The organism is Novosphingobium colocasiae (genome assembly GCF_014652555.1).
GTDB classification, from domain to species: Bacteria; Pseudomonadota; Alphaproteobacteria; order Sphingomonadales; family Sphingomonadaceae; genus Novosphingobium; species Novosphingobium colocasiae.
The window spans coordinates 27,873-44,851 of sequence record NZ_BMZA01000014.1; the positions used below are offsets into that span (position 1 = coordinate 27,873).

Below are 16,979 nucleotides of genomic sequence, written 5' to 3' on the forward strand. Positions count from 1 at the left end.
GTGTCCCAGATGCCGTCGTGATCCGGAACGGTCAGTCCGGACGGGTGATCAACTTGGCCTCCGCGATCGCCACCCGTAGGTGACGACACGCCTTCAGCCTGTTTGGATCTGCTGGCTGAGCTGGCTGTAATGACCCAGCAGACGCTCGGTTTCTTCTGGATCAATGCCAAGCGCACCGTCCAGCTTGCGGACGAAATCCTGTTCGGCGCTGCCGTCAAGCGAGGGCCAGTTCTGGGTGGTTTTCCAGATGGCGACCGTGCTGCGGGTCACCAATGCCGCAAGCTGCGTTTGCTTGCTGCCATCGGCCGCCATTACCGAGCGGGCAAGTGCCCACCGGCTGAGCACGATCAGAGCGAAACAGTCATAGGGCAGCTCGGTTTGATGCTGCCCGATAGAGATACGGGATAGCAGCGCTGCTTCCGATCGGCTTCCCAGCCACAGCCGTTGAAGGATACGCCCGGCGCGAACGACGAAGGCACGTTCACGATCGTGCTGTTTGGGAACGAGGTCGAGCGCGAAGAGCTCGTCGCGCTGATCGCCATCCTTGATCTGGAGGGGACGGCGGCAGGCCTCGACCATCAACCGAAGGATGAAACAGACTTCGGCCGTGAGTTTGCGTGGCGGAGGCGTCTCTTCGCTGGCCAGGCGGGCAATATAGGCCTCGAAGCTATCCAGGGCCTTCAAAATGTCGAGGCTTTGCCTCTCGGCCTCATCGCGGCGGTAAACCCGTGGCTGTCGCGCAGGCGGATTGCCGTCTTCGCTACCCGATGGATCCTCTAAGCGGTCGCCATGATCCGGGCCGGGATCATCCTCGCTTTGCGGCATCTCGTCGGTGTAGAGTGTATCGTCGTCGGCATCATCACCCTCTTCTTGCTGGGGCTGGTTGATACCACGCAAGATGATCCTGAGGAGATTGACTGCGTCCGGATCATCAAAATTGAGCCGCCCGCTGTCGCCCGTCGCCGGGACACTTGCTGCCATGGCCGTTCGGAAAGCTTCCGGGCTATCATAATCATAGACCTCGTGCTCGGCATCGCTGCCGCTGCTCTTCGTTCTTGCCCGTCCCGCCGACGTGGCAGGTGTCACCGCTTTTCGTCGGCCCTGCGGCGTCTCGGAAAATATGATGGCGGCCAGATTTGCCAGTTCAAGAAAGTCGCCATCCTCCAGTTCGACCTTCGCAAAGGCTGAGCGCAGGCGCTTGTCGCCCATGCCAGGTGCGGCATGGGTCAAGCTGACCTCATCGTTGACGATGACGGCGCTGGTCAGCGTTCCATCGGCCAATCGCACCCGCGCGATCAGAGGAGGGCGGGGCTTACTGGGTAGCTCGACTGACCGGCCACGGCTGCGGGTCGGATGGAATGGAAATTCACCCTCTGCTATGACGAGGGTGGCACCCTCCGGCTCCGTAATGCGGTTCGAGGGTGTCCATCGGATGGTGTTGCCGGCGGCTTCCAACGTGCCAGGAGGGATGCCCGCGTCGGACTTGGTATCGGTCAGTTGCTTGGCTTGCGGATATAGATCCTTACGATCAATCGGCACCGAAATATCCAGACCCAGAGCGCCTAGGCCGGTGCCCGCCTTGAGCCGGCGATAGATCGAACACTCCGCGTTGCGGGCCGCTTTGTCTGCGAGGCCAAGGGCATCATCTGAGCAATTCGCGCTACCATAAACGAGATGATCCCAGTGCTCGGTCTGGATGAGCAAAGCCTTGGCATGGATGAAGCGCGCGCGGTCATTACCATCAAAGATGCTTGCGAACCGGGCATCGGGTATGAGCGGCAAACCATCGAGTGGGAATTCGGGCCGGTGGGCGCTGAGCGCGATAATGATCTCCTGGGGGCGCATGGCATCGATCAGGCCGAGCAACCCGTCGAGATTTGCGTCCCAGTAAGGGGACATGACGATGAGCCGGGTTACGGGCACGGTGCCGACAAGCCCAGCCAGGCGCGTGAGGATGCCAGCCTCGCCTTTTCCGGCTTCGCACAGCAAATCGACAAGCGAGCCATCGCTTAGCGCGAGCGGCGCGTCATTGGCGTCTATCTCAAACAGCCAGGCCGCATCGCGTTCGATCAGATCAAGCTTGCGCTTCATCGCTTCAAGCCCAGCGTCCTTCAACCAGGGCGCGACATAGTCGAAGGCCTTGCGGATCAGCTGGCGACTGGCGTTCGCATCCTCATCGTCGCGTTTGCGCCACCATTCGATTTGACCGACGATCTCCCGGTTGCGTCCCCAACCCGCTGCCGTCGCATTGGCTGAACCGATGATCACGCAACCGGCATCGCTGCCCAAGCGGATGCTGACTTTCGGATGGAAGGCGCCGGGCACGGAAATCGGCAGCAGGGCATAGGCTGAGCCCGCTCGTGCAAAGGATTCCGGTGTCTGCGCGATCGCGCGCTGCAGCATGTTGGCATCGGCCATGAGGATGTTGTTGTCGCAGCCATAGCTGCGCAGCCGATGATAGAGCGATCCATCATAGAATGCCGCGTCTACAGAGTAGGTCGTTGTGATCGATGTATGGAATCCGGTCCGCGCCAGATCCTTAAAGAGGCTGATTCTGTTCAAGGAACGCCTCCCCGTCCGCTGTCACGCCGCTGGCATGCAGATATCCCGCATCGCGCAGCACCCGGGTCAGATTGAAGAGCCGGGGCGTGGTGTAGCCATACTCCCCCAACCGCCCTTCGCTCAGCAGTCCGTCTTCAACCAGGAAATGATAGGTGAAGGTGCCCGCCGCCGAAAGCTTGCGGCCGGCGATGATCTGATGATCGATGATAATATGCCTGAACAGAACAGCGGCGATCGCTTGCTGAACGGGCTCCTGTCGTGCCGTATCGAGCGTGCGCAAAATGCCGTCCAGCGACCGACCGTCACGCCCGGCTGCGGCGGCGATGATAGGTCGGACATTTCCGTCGTTCTCGGCCCATTTCGCCCAGAGGATGCCGAGCAGCTTGAATGCATCGAGTAGTGTCTCCGGTGTTGGCTGCAAGCCCGACCTCAGATTTTCAAGGACGACTTCGGCGAGAAGCGCCTCGTCATTGTCGGCGAGCCCGACCAGAGCCTCCGCCCAATCCGACCAGGTTGATGTGTTCTGCGGGATCGCCTCATCGACCAGTTTGGCGACGAGTTGTCGTGGTTCGATGCCGTTGGTGTAGCTCTCGCATTGCAGGCCTACCAGGCCATTGAGGGCGCACTCCAGGGCAATATGTCCATATTCATTGGCTTGATAGGCGCGCCATCGGTCGACGGTCTTGCCCGGGGGCTGATACCGTTGCCCGTTTGGAAGCGCGCGCGTGTAAAGCACTTGGCGCAACCCGTTGATGTCGCCAGGCTCGATGCCGTTGCGATAGAGGTCGAGCACGAGCCAGATAGACGCCCGGCGCGCTAAACTCGCCTTGGATTGGTCTCCTTGCCCGAGCAGAAAGTCGCGCAACGCGGCCTGTTCGGGCGAACCGTGCGGAATGTGTGCAGGGTGGATGACCGTACCAATGTTTTGGAGCTGCTGCGATGTCGCTGTTCCAGAAAGCAGGACGGTCTCGATCTCATCTGCGATCGGACCGATCGAACCTGCAAAAGCGGCAGAAACCAGCTGGCCCTGACCCTGGGTGACCGGCACGGAGGATGCGGTGAGCCAGCCCATTTCGGTCAAAGTGGGCGCATAAGCCGCCCCATAGTTCCCCCGCGTCGCTTGCAGATAGGTTTTCTCGGACGTTCGGTCGTCGGTGAACGGCCTGAAGTCGATGCCATTGCTGCGCGCTACGTCGCGCTGCTGGTTGGCCCAATTTGCTCCGCCCAATCCATCGCTGCCGTCCATATCATTGACGACCGTCGCGAGCGCGTAAAGCGCCTCGCCCCGTCTCATGAAGCGGGCAAAGCGGGCTGGATCATCCGAGTGGTGCTTCTTTTCGTAGAGTTCAATCAACCATGGGAAATAGGCATAATATCTGAGGCGATTGGTGATGTTCGTGATGTTCGGAACCAGAGATTGGTAAATCCTGATGCTCGTCGCCTGGAGGCCAAGAGGGTCGAGGCCCATCGTCCAGCTGCCGGTCTTCGTCCAATAGGGATCGCCGTCCTGTTCAGATAATTCGAGTGCTACGCTCACTTCGTTCCCATTTTCCATTATATTGACGCTGGAGAATGCCACTTTGATACTTCCACAATCATATTGGCGTGGTTCTAGGCGGTGGCTCGGCAAAGAATGTGCGCGAGCATCATGTCATCTCCGGCCCGACGAAGCTGGGTTCCATCCGCACCAGCGGCGTGATGGAGGGCACTTGTGATGGCAGCTTGATCTCAGGAAGATCCGGTAGATCGCGGGTCAGGCCATAGGCGAGCAGCAGCCGTGATCGATCACATGACATGTCGGTCATGGCCTTCGGCGGGAGCGGGTGGATCGTCGGGGCTGCGCCCAGCACCCTTTCCGTCGGCATTTCAGCGATGAACCGGTCATGGACTTCTGTTTTGCAGCCGCCACCGGTCACGAGCAGTTGGACCGGCTTTCTGCGGTAGGCGGCGTGAAAGCCGTCCTGAGCGCGTTCAGGCGAGCGCGCCCGGCCATAGACCTCCTCGAATTCATGGTCGCATGCGCGCTTGAAATCTCCGGCGCTCAGCTGGCGACTAAGCGCGCTGTCCAGTGCAGCGGCGCCGAGAAGTTCGACGGCGGCTGAGAACACCGCGACACGCTCGCGGCCCACGAGATTGAAAGCGACGATATCGAGAGTCGATGCTCCAACATCGACAAGCATGTGGGAGCCTGGTTGGGAGGTCGGCGCGAACGCATAGCCCGCGACTGCTGCGGTCAATTCCGGCACGAGGTAAAAGCCTGCCGGCAATCGGTCCGGCGATCGAGAATGTGTCTGCCGCACCAGATCTGGGGTCAATTGCGAAGCAAAAGGGGCGAGCTCGACAGCTGCGGCAACGATCCGTTTGAAGATCGAGAAAGATCTCGCATCATCATGCGCGGCAACCGGGATACCGACATTCACGGCCATGAACTGATCCGCACCTGCCGGACCGAGCGGCTTGGCCTGCCTGTACCATCCGAAGAAATGCGCGAAATGAAGGGCGAGAAAGGCGGCAGCCGCCTCGACCCGGGTGATGCTGACGTCGGGCCTCACCAGCTCGCCCCCATGGGCTCCGATGATACCGGTTTTGAAGCCCTCCAGCGTTACCGCACCAGGCAGGGGGTAAAGCGAAAAACGGCCAGTTTTGGGGTCAAACCACATGGCGGTCTGCCAAAGATAAGGATGGCCGAAGGACTGTAGGCCTTCGGGCGCGGGCATGGCCTTGGTTGGGTTATCCGCATGATAGGGCTGGCTCACCGCCAGCTTGACCGAACTCGTTCCAAAATCGAAGCCGACGATAAAGCCGTCGTCGACGTCAGGCTGGGGCTTTTCCGAGAGCTGCGCCGCGCCATCAATAATTGCGCGTTCGATCGCCGCCTGGTTCTGGGGCGTGATCGAAACCGGACGTGGCTCGATCATCGGCGTGGTGTTGCGAACAGCCGCAATGATCTGGCGGAATATTGTCTCCCTCGGAATGGCCGGCTCCGCTACGACTGGAGCAGGCTGCTTCACAGCAGCGGCGGCCCGCTCGGCTTCCAGGATGGCCTGATACGCGGCCTTCATCCCTGGGCCCTTGAGGATGATTTTCTTCGCACCTTTGGACTTGGGTTGTGGCTGGGCCTTCTTGTTTTTTGCTTTCTGCGCTTTGGCCCCTGGTTTGGAGGCTCGCTGGCCTGCCCCGTTCCGCGCCGGAAAAGTTGAAAGAGGAGGACACGCCGTCGGTTCGCCTTGTCCTGCCGCCTGCTTCGCGAGCATTTGTTGCTCGATATCGGCAAACTCGCTGCCCGCTGCCTGGGGCTTTCGGTCAGGGCTTCGGGATGGGGCAATTGTTCCGGCCAGGCTAGTTCGCAGGTCCATCAGGGCGGAAGCGGCATCAGCCAGGCTTGCAAAGCCTTTGCCCTTTCTGCTCATGCGCTGGCCTCCGCGACCTCGACCACCGCAATACCGACGAGCATCGGCTCATCAAAGCTCAGGTCATTTTCCTTACGGTTTATCTGCTCCAGCTTGAGATCCATCCGGGCGAGAAAGGCATTCAGCTTGCCTTGTATGGCATATGTGATGTTCATTTTCTTGGCGCTGCCCGAGGCGCGCAATTCGCGGATCTGGGTTTCGGCCCTGCTTTTCTCTCGTTCCTTGTGCTGCGTGATGAGCGCGCGCTGGGTGGCGACGTCGTCATAGTGCCGGGCAGCTTCCGCCCCTTCGAAGTCGGTTCTGCGTTCCTTGAGTGCCGGCAAGAGGTGCGATGCCATCACATCCGCGACATGGGGTAGATCGGCCGGTTCGAGATGTCGGAGCTGAGGGGCGCTGGCCAGCGATTCCATCAGCACTTGCTCGACGGCATCTTCTTCCAAGCTTGTGCCGGTGGCGAAGTCGACGCCAGCGAATGCTAGGCGATCGACAGGCAAAAGGCCATCGATCGACCAACGCTCGACTGCCACGACATATCGGCCTGCGGGCAGAGGCCAATGCGGCTGATGAGGCACGCGATATGCGGTTACGGGCCGGGGCGCGACACCGACTTGCCGACCGTCGAGGAGCTGGGCGCAAAAGCGCGCCAGCGGATGGGTCATCGGAATGGCTTCTAGATTGCGATGGCGCAGCGGGTCTGGGTTGCTGCCGAACACGGCTTTCACGCCGCTGGCGGCGTCTCGAGAAAAGCGGGTCGGGTAGCGCCGGGCTTTCAGATTCCGAAAGTGCCCAAATTCGGCCTGCGCTCTTGGCGACAGGCGAACGTCATATGCTTCGATATCGATGCCGTTGATCGGTTCGAAGCGCGTGCCCTCGAACGTATTGACCAGAATGCCGGCGATATAATCGCGCAGGTCGCTTTCGGTCAGCCGCTTGTGCGGCGCATAGGCTTCCTTGACCTTCTGAAGAATGCTGTCGCCATGCGCCACCAGCCCAGGGGCTTCCCGCTCAAGCTCCTCTGCCTGCATTTTCCTCTGCTCTGCAGCCTGGATAGAGCGATCGAATTCACGTGCCCGTGCCTCTGGAGAAAGCTCGGGGTTGGTCAGGATGAATTCGATGTCGCGGATGATCTCACCCAGGATGGGCTCGAAGTCGCCCAGCGTCTCCTGGATGATCCCCAGCCTCAGATAGAGCCGGTCATAGACCTGCTCTTCGATCGTTTCAGCGGCGATCAGATTGATGATGTCGATTGACGGTGATCGCTGGCCAATACGGTCGATACGACCGATCCGCTGCTCCACTTTCATGGGGTTCCAGGGTAGGTCCCAATTGATCAGAATGCGGCAGAATTGAAGATCGAGGCCTTCACCGCCGACCTCGGACGTCAGCAGGATCGTGCCTGCGGGAGCATCGGCAAAGCGCGAGACGATTTCCTGGCGGTCGGCTTTGACGCCGCCATGCAGTTCCATGATCGCAAAGCCGGCAGCCTGGAGCTTTGCGGCGAGATAGCTGATGGTGCGACGAAAGCTCGAGAAGACGATGAACTTTTGATCGGGGTCCCGCTCGCGCAACTGGCATAGCCAATCGAGCAGCTTTGCAAGCTTGGTATCGGCGGCTTCAAGTCCCGCTAGAACGGCAGGGTCATCGCAGATTTCGCCAAGCGCGCTAATCAGCGGGCCTGGCAACGTTCCGGGGGGCGATGCATCGTCCTCCTCGTCAAGCGTGAGGTAGCCGCTGCGCTCGCCCCAATGACGATAGGCTGTGGCCAGGCTCGAGGCGAGGAGTCGCTGGGTTTGTGCGAGCAGGAACCGCTCGTTGATGTCGTTGGCAAAGGCATATGCCTCGATGCGCTGTGTCGCCCGCTGATAGAAGGCGTCTTCCGCCTCATTCATCGGCCATTTTACCGTCTGGGGGCGGCGTTCGACCTTGAATTCCGCAACATCGCGGCGGCGCGTGCGATTGATTGTGGATCCCAGCAGCGACATCTCTTCGATCCGCGCTGCCAATTTCACGCGGTTTGCCGGGGTATCAACGATGCCTTTTTCGAGCTCTTCGCGCAGGCGTTTCAGCCGTTCGCCGGTCTTGAGAACCCGCCCCTCGGGGAGATCCCCGACAAGCTCCGCCAATTCGTGCATCGGCACGCGCGTGTCGCGTGCCGCTTCCCAAGCCCGCACCAGCGGGACATTTTCTTCCTGGAGGATATCGAAGAGATATTCGCGTTCGAATGTGTCCGGATCGATGAGCTTCAAAAGCGCGCGCAGGTCGTTGGCGCGCAGATTGATCGGGGTGGCCGAAAGAAACAGCGAATAATCGCTCACATCGGTCACAAGCTTTGCCAGCTTGTGGTTCATCGTCTCAGCATTGCGCAGATGATGTGCCTCATCGAAGATCGCGAGATCGAACAAATCCTGAGCCGAATCATTGAGTAACCGCGCGAGGTCTGCGCGCGCACCCGAGGCGGGCTCGTCAGGATCGTCCCACCCGCGCGGCGGACGGATGGCGGACAGCGATGCGATGACCTGAAAACCCTCGCGACGCTCCTGGTCGTCACGCAGCGTGTCGAGCAACTCGGCGGCACCGCAGATACGCGCGTCGACATTGAATTTGTTGCGTAGCTCAGCCCGCCATTTTTCGACAAGCGGCTTGGGGCAGACCACCAGCAGTCGACGGCAATCGTGATTCCGCGCCACCAGCTCTGTCCAGATGAGCCCCGCTTCGATGGTTTTACCGAGACCGACTTCATCGGCGATGAGCAAGCCACGAGAGGGCGCGTTCAGGAGCTTGAGGACCGGCTTGAACTGGTAAGCGTGAAACTCGGTGTTCGTCGCGCCCATGCTGTAGATCATGTCGGCAAGGCGGCCCGTCATGCGCAGATGGGTCAGAGCGCGTCGCAAATCGGTTGGGGCGGAGAGCTTGCCGTTTCGCAGATCCACGAGCGCATCGGGGGCGGCCAGGACATGTTCGAGCTGGTTTGCCGGCAGACTTCGGCGGCCTGTCGGAAGCTCAATCTGAAAGAAGGTGCGTCCTGCTCGTTCTTCGGGCGGCCGGTCGGTTACGACACCGACAACCGCCGGATCGTTTTTCAGTCGTACCCGCTCGCCTGCCTCGAACATAGTGAAACTTCCCCCCTCACAGGATGATCAATAGAAAGCCGACAGCGTCAAGTGTCAGGCGAATGTTAAATCATTCAAAATCTGCGCCATTCACTTTGGTAGATGCTGGCATTGATAGATGTGCGCCGTCCTCTCTTGCGACGGGCGGAAGTAACTTCCCGGACCGTTCGGGTATGCAGGAAATTCATCGAGTCGATCCTTCGTCGTCCTGGGTGGGGCTATTATAGCTTGCAGGGGTGACAAATTCTGTCGCGGTCGATAGGCCGCGCGGCTCGGCGATGGTCTGTGTCTGCCTACTGAGTGCGATACCGGGAGGAGCAACGCCATCCGGTTCCTTTTCCGTTGTCGGCTTCCTGGTCGGCGCGCGGGGCCGAGCAAGCCCGCATAGGCGGGCTTCTCCACTGCGTTGCGACCCTCCGGGTGCACAACCCCGCTATGACGCCGCCCTTGGGGCGCCTGTCGGAAGGCCCCGATGGGCGGGGCTGATCCAGACCGGAGTCACAGCCATGTCGCAGCCTTCCCAACAATCGGCAGACCGAGCCGAGCGGATCGACCGCATCGCCGCACTGAATGACAGCCTGCGGAGATCCATTTGCAGCCCTGGCCGAAATCAGATCGTCATGACCGCTGGCGTTGCCGCGCTGGTCGGGGAGGTGTCCCTCTTCCGCGGATTTCGCAGGCGCGCCGAGATCCTGCGCACGGTGCGAAACTATGACAGCTTCAATTCCGACAACGATCCATTGGGCGAGCATGATTTTGGTCGCTTCGAATATGACAGCGCCGTTCTCTACTGGAAGATCGATTATTATGATCTCGAGCTTGCCTGGGGCTCACCCGATCCAGCCAATCCCCTCGTCACCACTCGGGTTCTGACGATCCTACTCGCCGAGGAATATTGAACGGCACGGCCATCCCCCTGACCGGGGGGATGGCTGTGAAAAGTCTGCTTGAGCAGACTGCGCGCAAAGGATGTCCACGCGCCAAGCGCGCTCGGGGAGGGGAGGGCGCACCGGAGCATCGCCCCCGTGCGGCCGATGCAAAGCTGTGAGCCGACGCGCGATCAGACCATTTAAGGAGTTACCGCCATGTCCGCCTATTTCGCCGCCCATCCCGATCACGCGATCCTCTTTGCGTTCGGCTGTTTTGCGCTCACCGTTTATCTCTTCCGCTATGTCGGTCCCGGCATTGGCGGTGGCGGCGACTGGTCATCGCGTGACCATTATGAGCGCAATCTGCGCGATGGTCCGGACGACTATTGTTGAGCTGGCCGCACCGATGAGAACGATCGCCGTGAGCCTTCTCAAGGGCGGGGTAGGCAAGACCTTCCTCGCCACGCATCTCGCCTGGTATCTGGCCGAAGCGGCAGGACGCCGGGTCGTGTTCGTCGACCTGGACCCGCAAGGCAGTTCGTCGCGCCGTCTGGCCCGCGAGCGGCCGGGTGGCTTCGCGGCCGATCTCTTCGATCCATCGGCGGCGTTTGCCGCCGATGGCCGGGTCGGGCTCACTTTGCTCGCCGCCGACCAGCGTTTGCAGATGATCAAGGCGGCGCAGGATGTGCGCGACTTTCTCGGCCGCTTTCCTGCGCTCGCGCCCCATTTTGACCTGTGCGTGATCGATACCGGTCCCAAATGGGACGAGTTGACCCTGAGCGCTCTCGCGGTCGCCGACGCAGTGATCGCGCCCGTTCAGGTCGCCGAAGATTCGGTCGAGTGCGCCAAGATGCTGCTGACCGCGCTGCGCAAGGCCGAGGCGGCAAGGGCAGGGCGCAAGATCGATTTCCTCGGATTGCTACCGTCGATGGTCAACCCGTTCGATCGGCGCGAGATGGACAATGCCGTCAAGCTCGCCCACGCAGTCGGCGAGCGGCTGATGTTTCCTGCCTTTATCAAGGCGCGTCCGACCTACAAGCATGCGGCGGAAAATCATCGGCCGGTCTGGATGGAGGGTGGCGGCGGCGCCAAGGCGGCCGCCGAGGAAATTCGGCCGATCCTCGCCGAGATCGAACGGCGGCTCGGTTCAGCGCCAGCGATCGTTGTCTGATGGGTAAGTTCGACGAACGCATCGAGGAGTTCGGCCTGCTCGTCGGCGCCCATGAAACGGCGCGCCGGGTCGAGGATATTCCTTTGGAGCGAGTCATCCCCGACCCCGGCAATCCCCGGCGCAGTTTCGACGATGACGCCTTGGCCGAGCTTGCGGCCTCCATAGCGGCGCGTGGCGTCTTGCAGCCGATCACCGTTGCGCCCGCCGACGCCGCCGGCTTGCATCGCATCCGTTTGGGCGAGCGGCGCTTTCGTGCCTCCGAGCTCGCGGGCCGGGTGACGATCCCGGCGATCGTCGTGGCCGAGGGGGAGGGAACCCATCTGCTCGCCGATCAGATCGTTGAGAACGATCAGCGTGCGAACCTTTCCTCGGTCGAGCTCGCTCATGCGATTGCCCGTATGCTCAAGGGCGGCATGAGCCAGGTCGAAATCGCCGCTGCGCTGGGCCGCTCCAAGCAGTTCGTCTCGCTCTATGCAGCCTATGGTGACATGCCTGCCTATCTCAGGGAGGTGCTCCCGCGCGCGCCGATCCGGCTGCTCTATGACCTGCATCGCACAGCCAGGGATTATCCTGCGGAAGTCGAGGCCTATGTGGGCGCCTGGGATGAGAGCGGCGCGACATTGGCGGAAGGCGCGCGGTTCATTGCCGGGCTGAAGAGTAAGATGGACGTTCCCAGCATCGAGGCAGCGCCGATGCAGGCCGCGGCGGTGACCGTCGCCCGTCCCCAACTGCGGGCAGGGACTGAGCCAGTCGCGCGACCAGGGGAGCAAACGCCAGAGGCCAGCCTTGCCGTTGAAGTCGATGGCCGTCCCGCGCGTCTTGTCCTTGGCCCGCGTGTTGTCGTGATCTTCGGCGATGGTTCCCGGCAAGAGGTGGCGACCGAACGACTTTGCACAGCGTCTGAGGGACGTCCCGAGGCCGCGATGCTCTGACCCTCTTCCTCCGCGTTCGCATATCCTGTTCGTGTGTATGTTGGCCGCGCCCCTTTCGGGGTGCGGCCTTTTGCGTCGGTTCGAGCCGGGGCGGCGCCGGTGGCGCCGCCCTTCGTGGATCAGGCGTGAATGATAGGCGCATTTTGCCAAATAGGGTCGAAGTCTGCTCAAGCAGACTATCAGATGAGTTGAGTGAAGGTGAGGGCCGGATAGGCGTGACGCCGGGGATGTATGACAATAGCCTTTGATGCATGCCCGTCTTCACCTTCCGTCTCGACGATGAAGTCGCCCAGCGCTTCGATGCTGCGGCGGACAGCGCCGGTGGCCGCTCGGCTTTGCTGCGGCGCCTCGTCATGACTGCAGTGGACGCGGAGGAGGGCGGGACGCCGGGGCCAGTCCGCCGGCGGGAGCGAGCAACACGGCGGTTTGAGATCCGGCTGACCGATGCAGAAATTGCCGCGCTGGATGCCGAGGCCGATGCTTTGGGTATGAAGCGCACAGACTGGGTGACAAGGCTGGTGCGCCGCAGGCTGCATTCGGCGGCACCGCTGCCGCTCGAAGAGCGGGCGGCAGTGGCTCAGGCGTGGCGCGAGCTCAACCGGATCGGCATCAATCTCAATCAGGCGACGCGGGCGCTCAACGCATCGGTGATGGTCGAATCCGGGCTCGATGTCGCGCGCGAGGCGGCGCGGGTGGCAAGCTTTCGGACGGAAATCCGGATGGCGCTTGCCGGTCTCGGCACCGCGCTCAAGGGCGATCTTGCCTATTGGGATAGCCTCGATGCTTGAGGAGGAGGGCATCCTGCCGCTGCCCAGCCTCATGGAGGCATGGCGGCCGCCCACCGGCGGTAAACGGACACTGCGGGGGGCCTATGTCCGCATCGGACGAGGCGCACCGGGCCGGGGAGGGCAGGGGCGGCCCGTGCCGCTGAGCCAGGCCGAGGCTCGGGCCAAGCTCGAGCGGATCGTGCGCAAGGCCCCGGAGGTCATGGTCAAGGTCTCGGGCAAGCAATATGGCGCGCATCATCTATCGGAGCATTTCGGCTATGTTGCGCGGCACGGGAAGCTTGCGGTGCGCTCGAGCGAGGGCGAGATCATCGATGATCCCAAACGGCTGAAGGAGATCGCGCAGGACTGGGCCATGCTCGACGAGGCGATGAACGAGCATGGCCGCGACCGGCCGACCTCGCTGTCGCTGGTCCTTTCCATGCCCGGCGGTTCGACCGATCCCGAGACGCTGCAGGATGCCGCCCAGGCGTTCGTCCGCATCCTGTTCGAGGACAATCACGCCTATATGCTGGCGCTCCACACCGATACCGATCATCCGCACATCCATCTGACGGTGGCCACCGAAGGTGCGGACGGTAGGCGGTTCAACCCGCGCAAGGCCGACCTCCATCATATGCGAGAGACATTCGCGCATGAGCTACGGGCGCGCGGCATCGCGGCTGAGGCGACGCCCAGACGCGCACGCGGTCACGTTCAAAAGCGTGTGCGCTCTGCAGCGCTGCATCTCGATGCTCGGATCGGTCAGGAGGGGCGCCGGCTCAATATGGATGAACTCAACGTGCTGCGCGCCCGGGCCTTTGCGCACGCGCGCGATGAGGAACGGCGGCCGCAAGACGTGATGGCGCTGGTTCGCCAGAAGCAGATACGCGGTGCTTATGCGGAGGCGGCGGTGGCGCTTGCACGTACCGGCGAGGCCGACGACCAGGCGCTTTCCGACGAAATTGCGGGTTTCCTGGCGGCTATGCCGCCGGCGGTCTCCCGACGTCTGGCCCTGGCCCGCGAGATGATGCAGGGGCGGCAAGCGACACAGCCGGCGCGCGAACCGGAGGGCGGAGCTGGTCCCGAGCGGCCACCGCCCGAGCGTGGGCGGGAGCGTTGATTCGCATGGGGCGGCTGATCTTGCGAAGGGATGCTCCCACTACCATGTGCTAGAATGTCTTGGAAAGTCGAGGGAACTGGCGCTTTCTGTGGTCATAGCTTGTTAGAAAAAACCATGCTATTATCTAACAGACAGGAGCTTGGACATGTCTGCGGTGGCTGATCGGATCATGAAGCGTGTGCGCGGCAAGGGCCGTGGCTGGGTGTTTACGCCCAAGCAGTTCGTCGACTTCGGTACGCGCGGCTCGGTCGACATGGCGCTGTCGCGTCTCGCGCATGCCGGTGACATCCGCCGGATCGGCCGCGGTCTCTACGACTATCCCCGCCAGCATGACAAGCTTGGTGCCCTGAGCCCGGATCCCGGGCAGGTGGCCCAAGCGCTCTCCGCGCAGAGCGGCGATGCGCTCGCGCCGTCGGGAGCGGCGGCGGCCAATAGCCTTGGTCTCTCGACGCAGGTGCCCGCCCGGGCGAGCTACGCCACCAGCGGTCGCACCCGCACCGCCAAGGCTGGCGGCCGCAGCGTCACCTTGAAGCACAGCCGCGCGCCGGTGCTCGACGCGCCGGAATCCGTGAATGCGATCGTCCAGGCACTCGCGCATCTGGGGAAGGGCAATATCGACGCGGATGCGATCGGGCGCTTCGCCGCGCGGCTCGACGATGCCGGTACGCGTGCGCTCGTCGCGGCCCGCCCGGCTATGCCGGGCTGGATGGGTGACATTGTCCTGAAGATTCAGGCGGCGCGCCATGGATGAATTCGCCCGCCGTCCCGCCGAGGATCGCCGCGCCTATATCGAGGAAGCGGCGGCTCGTCGGGATCTCACGCCGATCATAATCGAGAAAGACTTCTGGGTCTGCTGGACCCTGCGACGCCTGGTTCGTGCCATGGACCTTGCGGGCCATATGACCTTCAAGGGCGGCACGTCGCTCTCCAAGGCGTATGATATCATCCAGCGCTTCTCGGAGGATATCGACCTCACCATCAGCCGGTCGGCGCCGCTTCTCGACAAGGTGGCCTCGCCGATGGAGGCGGGGATCAGCGGCAAGGAACGTGAGCGGCGGACCAAGGATTTGAAGGCGGCCGCACAAGCCTATGTCGCGACGATCGCCATGCCGGTGCTCGCGCGTGAGATCGAAGCCGCGCTCGGCACGAGCGAAGGCTGGGATTTGTCGCTCGATCCCGACGACAAAGACCAGCAGACTGTTCTCTTCGCCTATCCACGCAGTTCGGGTTACGGCTTTACATATGGTCAGAATTATGGGGGCGGGGACGAAGGCGGCTATATCAAGTCGCGCATAAAGCTCGAATTTGGCGCGCGCGGCGATACAGAACCCTTCGCCATGCGCCCCATCATCCCCCATCTGGCCGAGGATTTTCCCGACGAGCTACCGGATCCCGAAACCGACGTGCCGACACTGGCGGTCGAGCGCACCTTCTGGGAGAAGGTCACGATCCTCCATGCGCTCCATCATAATGCCAAGCTGCGCGATGGGCTTTCGCGCCACTATTACGACGTGCTGATGCTCGACGGAGCTGGCGTCACGACGGAGGCCCTGGCGCGGCCAGACCTCCTCGAGCAGGTGGTCCACAACAAAAGCCTGATGTTCGCCGACAAGTCGGCGTCCTATGAGACCGCCGTCCTGGGGTCGCTACGATTGTCTCCGACAGAAGGCATGGTGGATCGGCTCGCCCAGGATTATGCCGCGATGGGCGAGATGTTCATGACGGCGCCTCCGTCCTTTGATGCGCTGATCGAAGGTCTGGCGCGCATTGAGCAGACGATCAACGCGGAATATGAATAATACATTGAAAATAAACAGAAAAAACTGATAATATATATTATGTTAAATCAGAAAGGGCTGACCCTGCAAACAAGGAGTGAGCCCTTCGTCAGGCGGAACTTCGCTGCATACGTTTTCTGCTATTCCATTCACTCGAATCCGAAGTGCTTTCGATGCCATGCCATCTGGCGGTGATGCGCATCGATCAATGGCAAAGGCGCAATCTCGTGTGGTGCGAGCAGGGAAATCACCGCCGGGTCGAGATCTGGTCTGATGAGCGCCCTGCCTCCATCATCAAAGCTGATGAGACCGGCATCGAACGCGGCATCCCAGTGTGCGGCGAGCAGCAGGCCGTTGAAAACGTCCAGTCTCTCCTCGTCGCTTCCGCAACGTGCCCAGGGGACGATATGGCTTGCGCGAAGCAGCGCACGCTCGGAGATGCCCGTGAGCGGGCATTTGTTGTTCCAGTAATCGAGCAGGGCACCCCGGAAATAGCCCTGCCCAATCCGCTCGCGGGTGATCCGTTCGACCTCTGTGTCGCCTAGACTCGCTACATCGGCCTCGAACTGGGACAGCGGAAAGGTCGGAAGCGCCCGGGCCAGATGAAAGGCGCGGCTGAGAGCCTGGCGCATCTCGGCCTGATCGGAGAAGGCGAAGGCACCGCGGAACCGGCCCGGTACGGGTTCCGCCAGTGCCACTGGAAACTCACCACACAGCTTTGCGGCGACGCCAGCATGTTCCACGGCGACGAACCACGGCGCGCCCCCGTCCTCATTGCCGGAGGCGAGCGCAATTTCTCCGGGAATACCATCGTCTGACCGAAAATAGAGCCACCCGTCCGCCTCGCCATTTTCCTTGCGGAAGCCGTGGTTATACGCCGCCTGCTGTAGCTCGGAGCGGTAAATCGGGTGGACGGGTCGGCTGCGGACTCTGGTGGACCGCGCCATTATCGATACCCTTCTAGCCTTGGCCGCATACCCTGCGCCATCAGTTCGTCATAGGCGGCAAGGACAAGGCGTTGCGTACGATATTCTCCGTATGCGCGCATCTCGTTGTTTTGCAGGACGCGGAAGGTTTCGCTGGGGTAGTCTGCGCCCATGATGTCCTTGGGGTCTAGCACATAGCGCAGTTCGTCGCGGGCGAGGCCGTAGGCGAGGGCGTACCAGGCGTCGAGCTCGGCGCGAAGCTGCGCGCGGCGGTCTTCGTTCCATGGGAAGGGCTGCCCCTCATAGTCCAGATCGCGCGCGAAGGGGGCCATAG

14 protein-coding genes are annotated in these 16,979 nt (G+C 61.9%); 8 read left to right on the plus strand and 6 right to left on the minus strand.

Going from position 1 to position 16,979, the window contains the following annotated elements:
* Window positions 1-93 precede the first annotated feature (93 nt).
* From IE122_RS14975 to IE122_RS14990, 4 genes are all read right to left on the minus strand, one after another.
* The gene (locus IE122_RS14975) at window positions 94-2,562 is read right to left on the minus strand and encodes a phospholipase D-like domain-containing protein (RefSeq protein WP_189622060.1); all 2,469 of its coding nucleotides are present in this window, start codon (window positions 2,560-2,562) and stop codon (window positions 94-96) included.
* Window positions 2,540-4,099, minus strand: coding sequence for a hypothetical protein (locus IE122_RS14980; protein ID WP_229814228.1), 1,560 nt, complete (start codon window positions 4,097-4,099; stop codon window positions 2,540-2,542). The genes IE122_RS14975 and IE122_RS14980 overlap by 23 nt, the downstream gene beginning before the upstream one ends.
* A 109-nt stretch (window positions 4,100-4,208) precedes the next feature.
* Complete coding sequence (locus IE122_RS14985; protein WP_229814229.1) at window positions 4,209-5,972, minus strand: hypothetical protein; 1,764 nt, start codon at window positions 5,970-5,972, stop codon at window positions 4,209-4,211.
* The gene (locus tag IE122_RS14990; RefSeq protein ID WP_189622061.1) at window positions 5,969-9,082 is read right to left on the minus strand and encodes an SNF2-related protein; all 3,114 of its coding nucleotides are present in this window, start codon (window positions 9,080-9,082) and stop codon (window positions 5,969-5,971) included. Before IE122_RS14990 ends, IE122_RS14985 begins: the two co-directional genes overlap by 4 nt.
* 506 nt (window positions 9,083-9,588) lie before the next feature.
* Between IE122_RS14990 and IE122_RS14995 the strand changes: the two genes are divergently transcribed.
* The 8 genes from IE122_RS14995 to IE122_RS15030 all read left to right on the plus strand — a co-directional run bounded on the left by IE122_RS14995 (window position 9,589) and on the right by IE122_RS15030 (window position 15,740).
* A complete protein-coding gene (locus IE122_RS14995) occupies window positions 9,589-9,981 on the plus strand; it encodes a DUF3768 domain-containing protein (protein ID WP_189622062.1) in 393 nt (130 codons plus the stop codon).
* Between the two features lie 186 nt (window positions 9,982-10,167).
* A complete protein-coding gene (locus IE122_RS15000) occupies window positions 10,168-10,344 on the plus strand; it encodes a hypothetical protein (protein WP_020820482.1) in 177 nt (58 codons plus the stop codon).
* Between the two features lie 13 nt (window positions 10,345-10,357).
* Window positions 10,358-11,122 (plus strand): ParA family protein, encoded by a 765-nt coding sequence (locus tag IE122_RS15005; RefSeq protein WP_189622063.1) that lies wholly within the window; start codon window positions 10,358-10,360, stop codon window positions 11,120-11,122.
* Entirely contained in the window at window positions 11,122-12,054 is a 933-nt protein-coding gene (locus IE122_RS15010) for a ParB/RepB/Spo0J family partition protein (RefSeq protein WP_189622064.1), read from the plus strand. The genes IE122_RS15005 and IE122_RS15010 overlap by 1 nt, the downstream gene beginning before the upstream one ends.
* Before the next feature lie 251 nt (window positions 12,055-12,305).
* Window positions 12,306-12,842 carry a plasmid mobilization protein gene (locus IE122_RS15015; RefSeq protein ID WP_189622065.1) on the plus strand — a complete coding sequence of 179 codons (537 nt, stop codon included), beginning with the start codon at window positions 12,306-12,308 and terminating at the stop codon, window positions 12,840-12,842.
* Complete coding sequence (locus IE122_RS15020) at window positions 12,835-13,941, plus strand: relaxase/mobilization nuclease domain-containing protein (RefSeq protein WP_189622066.1); 1,107 nt, start codon at window positions 12,835-12,837, stop codon at window positions 13,939-13,941. The genes IE122_RS15015 and IE122_RS15020 overlap by 8 nt, the downstream gene beginning before the upstream one ends.
* Before the next feature lie 145 nt (window positions 13,942-14,086).
* A complete protein-coding gene (locus IE122_RS15025; protein WP_189622067.1) occupies window positions 14,087-14,692 on the plus strand; it encodes a DUF6088 family protein in 606 nt (201 codons plus the stop codon).
* On the plus strand, window positions 14,685-15,740 hold the full coding sequence (locus tag IE122_RS15030) for a nucleotidyl transferase AbiEii/AbiGii toxin family protein (protein WP_189622068.1): 1,056 nt from the start codon (window positions 14,685-14,687) through the stop codon (window positions 15,738-15,740). The genes IE122_RS15025 and IE122_RS15030 overlap by 8 nt, the downstream gene beginning before the upstream one ends.
* 128 nt (window positions 15,741-15,868) lie before the next feature.
* On the opposite strand, the gene IE122_RS15035 is transcribed toward IE122_RS15030, so the two are convergent.
* Both IE122_RS15035 and IE122_RS18405 read right to left on the minus strand, forming a co-directional pair.
* Window positions 15,869-16,666 carry an HNH endonuclease gene (locus IE122_RS15035; RefSeq protein ID WP_229814231.1) on the minus strand — a complete coding sequence of 266 codons (798 nt, stop codon included), beginning with the start codon at window positions 16,664-16,666 and terminating at the stop codon, window positions 15,869-15,871.
* On the minus strand, window positions 16,666-16,977 hold the full coding sequence (locus IE122_RS18405; RefSeq protein WP_229814233.1) for a hypothetical protein: 312 nt from the start codon (window positions 16,975-16,977) through the stop codon (window positions 16,666-16,668). The genes IE122_RS15035 and IE122_RS18405 overlap by 1 nt, the downstream gene beginning before the upstream one ends.
* Window positions 16,978-16,979 lie beyond the last annotated feature (2 nt).

What these genes read in the sequence shown, in the direction of transcription:
- IE122_RS14985 (WP_229814229.1), bottom strand. Translation starts at nt 5,972, where the DNA reads ATGAGCAGAAAGGGCAAAGGCTTTGCAAGCCTGGCTGATGCCGCTTCC.
- IE122_RS14990 (WP_189622061.1), bottom strand. Translation starts at nt 9,082, where the DNA reads ATGTTCGAGGCAGGCGAGCGGGTACGACTGAAAAACGATCCGGCGGTT.
- IE122_RS14995 (WP_189622062.1), top strand. Translation starts at nt 9,589, where the DNA reads ATGTCGCAGCCTTCCCAACAATCGGCAGACCGAGCCGAGCGGATCGAC.
- IE122_RS15000 (WP_020820482.1), top strand. Translation starts at nt 10,168, where the DNA reads ATGTCCGCCTATTTCGCCGCCCATCCCGATCACGCGATCCTCTTTGCG.
- IE122_RS15005 (WP_189622063.1), top strand. Translation starts at nt 10,358, where the DNA reads ATGAGAACGATCGCCGTGAGCCTTCTCAAGGGCGGGGTAGGCAAGACC.
- IE122_RS15010 (WP_189622064.1), top strand. Translation starts at nt 11,122, where the DNA reads ATGGGTAAGTTCGACGAACGCATCGAGGAGTTCGGCCTGCTCGTCGGC.
- IE122_RS15015 (WP_189622065.1), top strand. Translation starts at nt 12,306, where the DNA reads ATGCCCGTCTTCACCTTCCGTCTCGACGATGAAGTCGCCCAGCGCTTC.
- IE122_RS15020 (WP_189622066.1), top strand. Translation starts at nt 12,835, where the DNA reads ATGCTTGAGGAGGAGGGCATCCTGCCGCTGCCCAGCCTCATGGAGGCA.
- IE122_RS15025 (WP_189622067.1), top strand. Translation starts at nt 14,087, where the DNA reads ATGTCTGCGGTGGCTGATCGGATCATGAAGCGTGTGCGCGGCAAGGGC.
- IE122_RS15030 (WP_189622068.1), top strand. Translation starts at nt 14,685, where the DNA reads ATGGATGAATTCGCCCGCCGTCCCGCCGAGGATCGCCGCGCCTATATC.
- IE122_RS15035 (WP_229814231.1), bottom strand. Translation starts at nt 16,666, where the DNA reads ATGGCGCGGTCCACCAGAGTCCGCAGCCGACCCGTCCACCCGATTTAC.
- IE122_RS18405 (WP_229814233.1), bottom strand. Translation starts at nt 16,977, where the DNA reads ATGGCCCCCTTCGCGCGCGATCTGGACTATGAGGGGCAGCCCTTCCCA.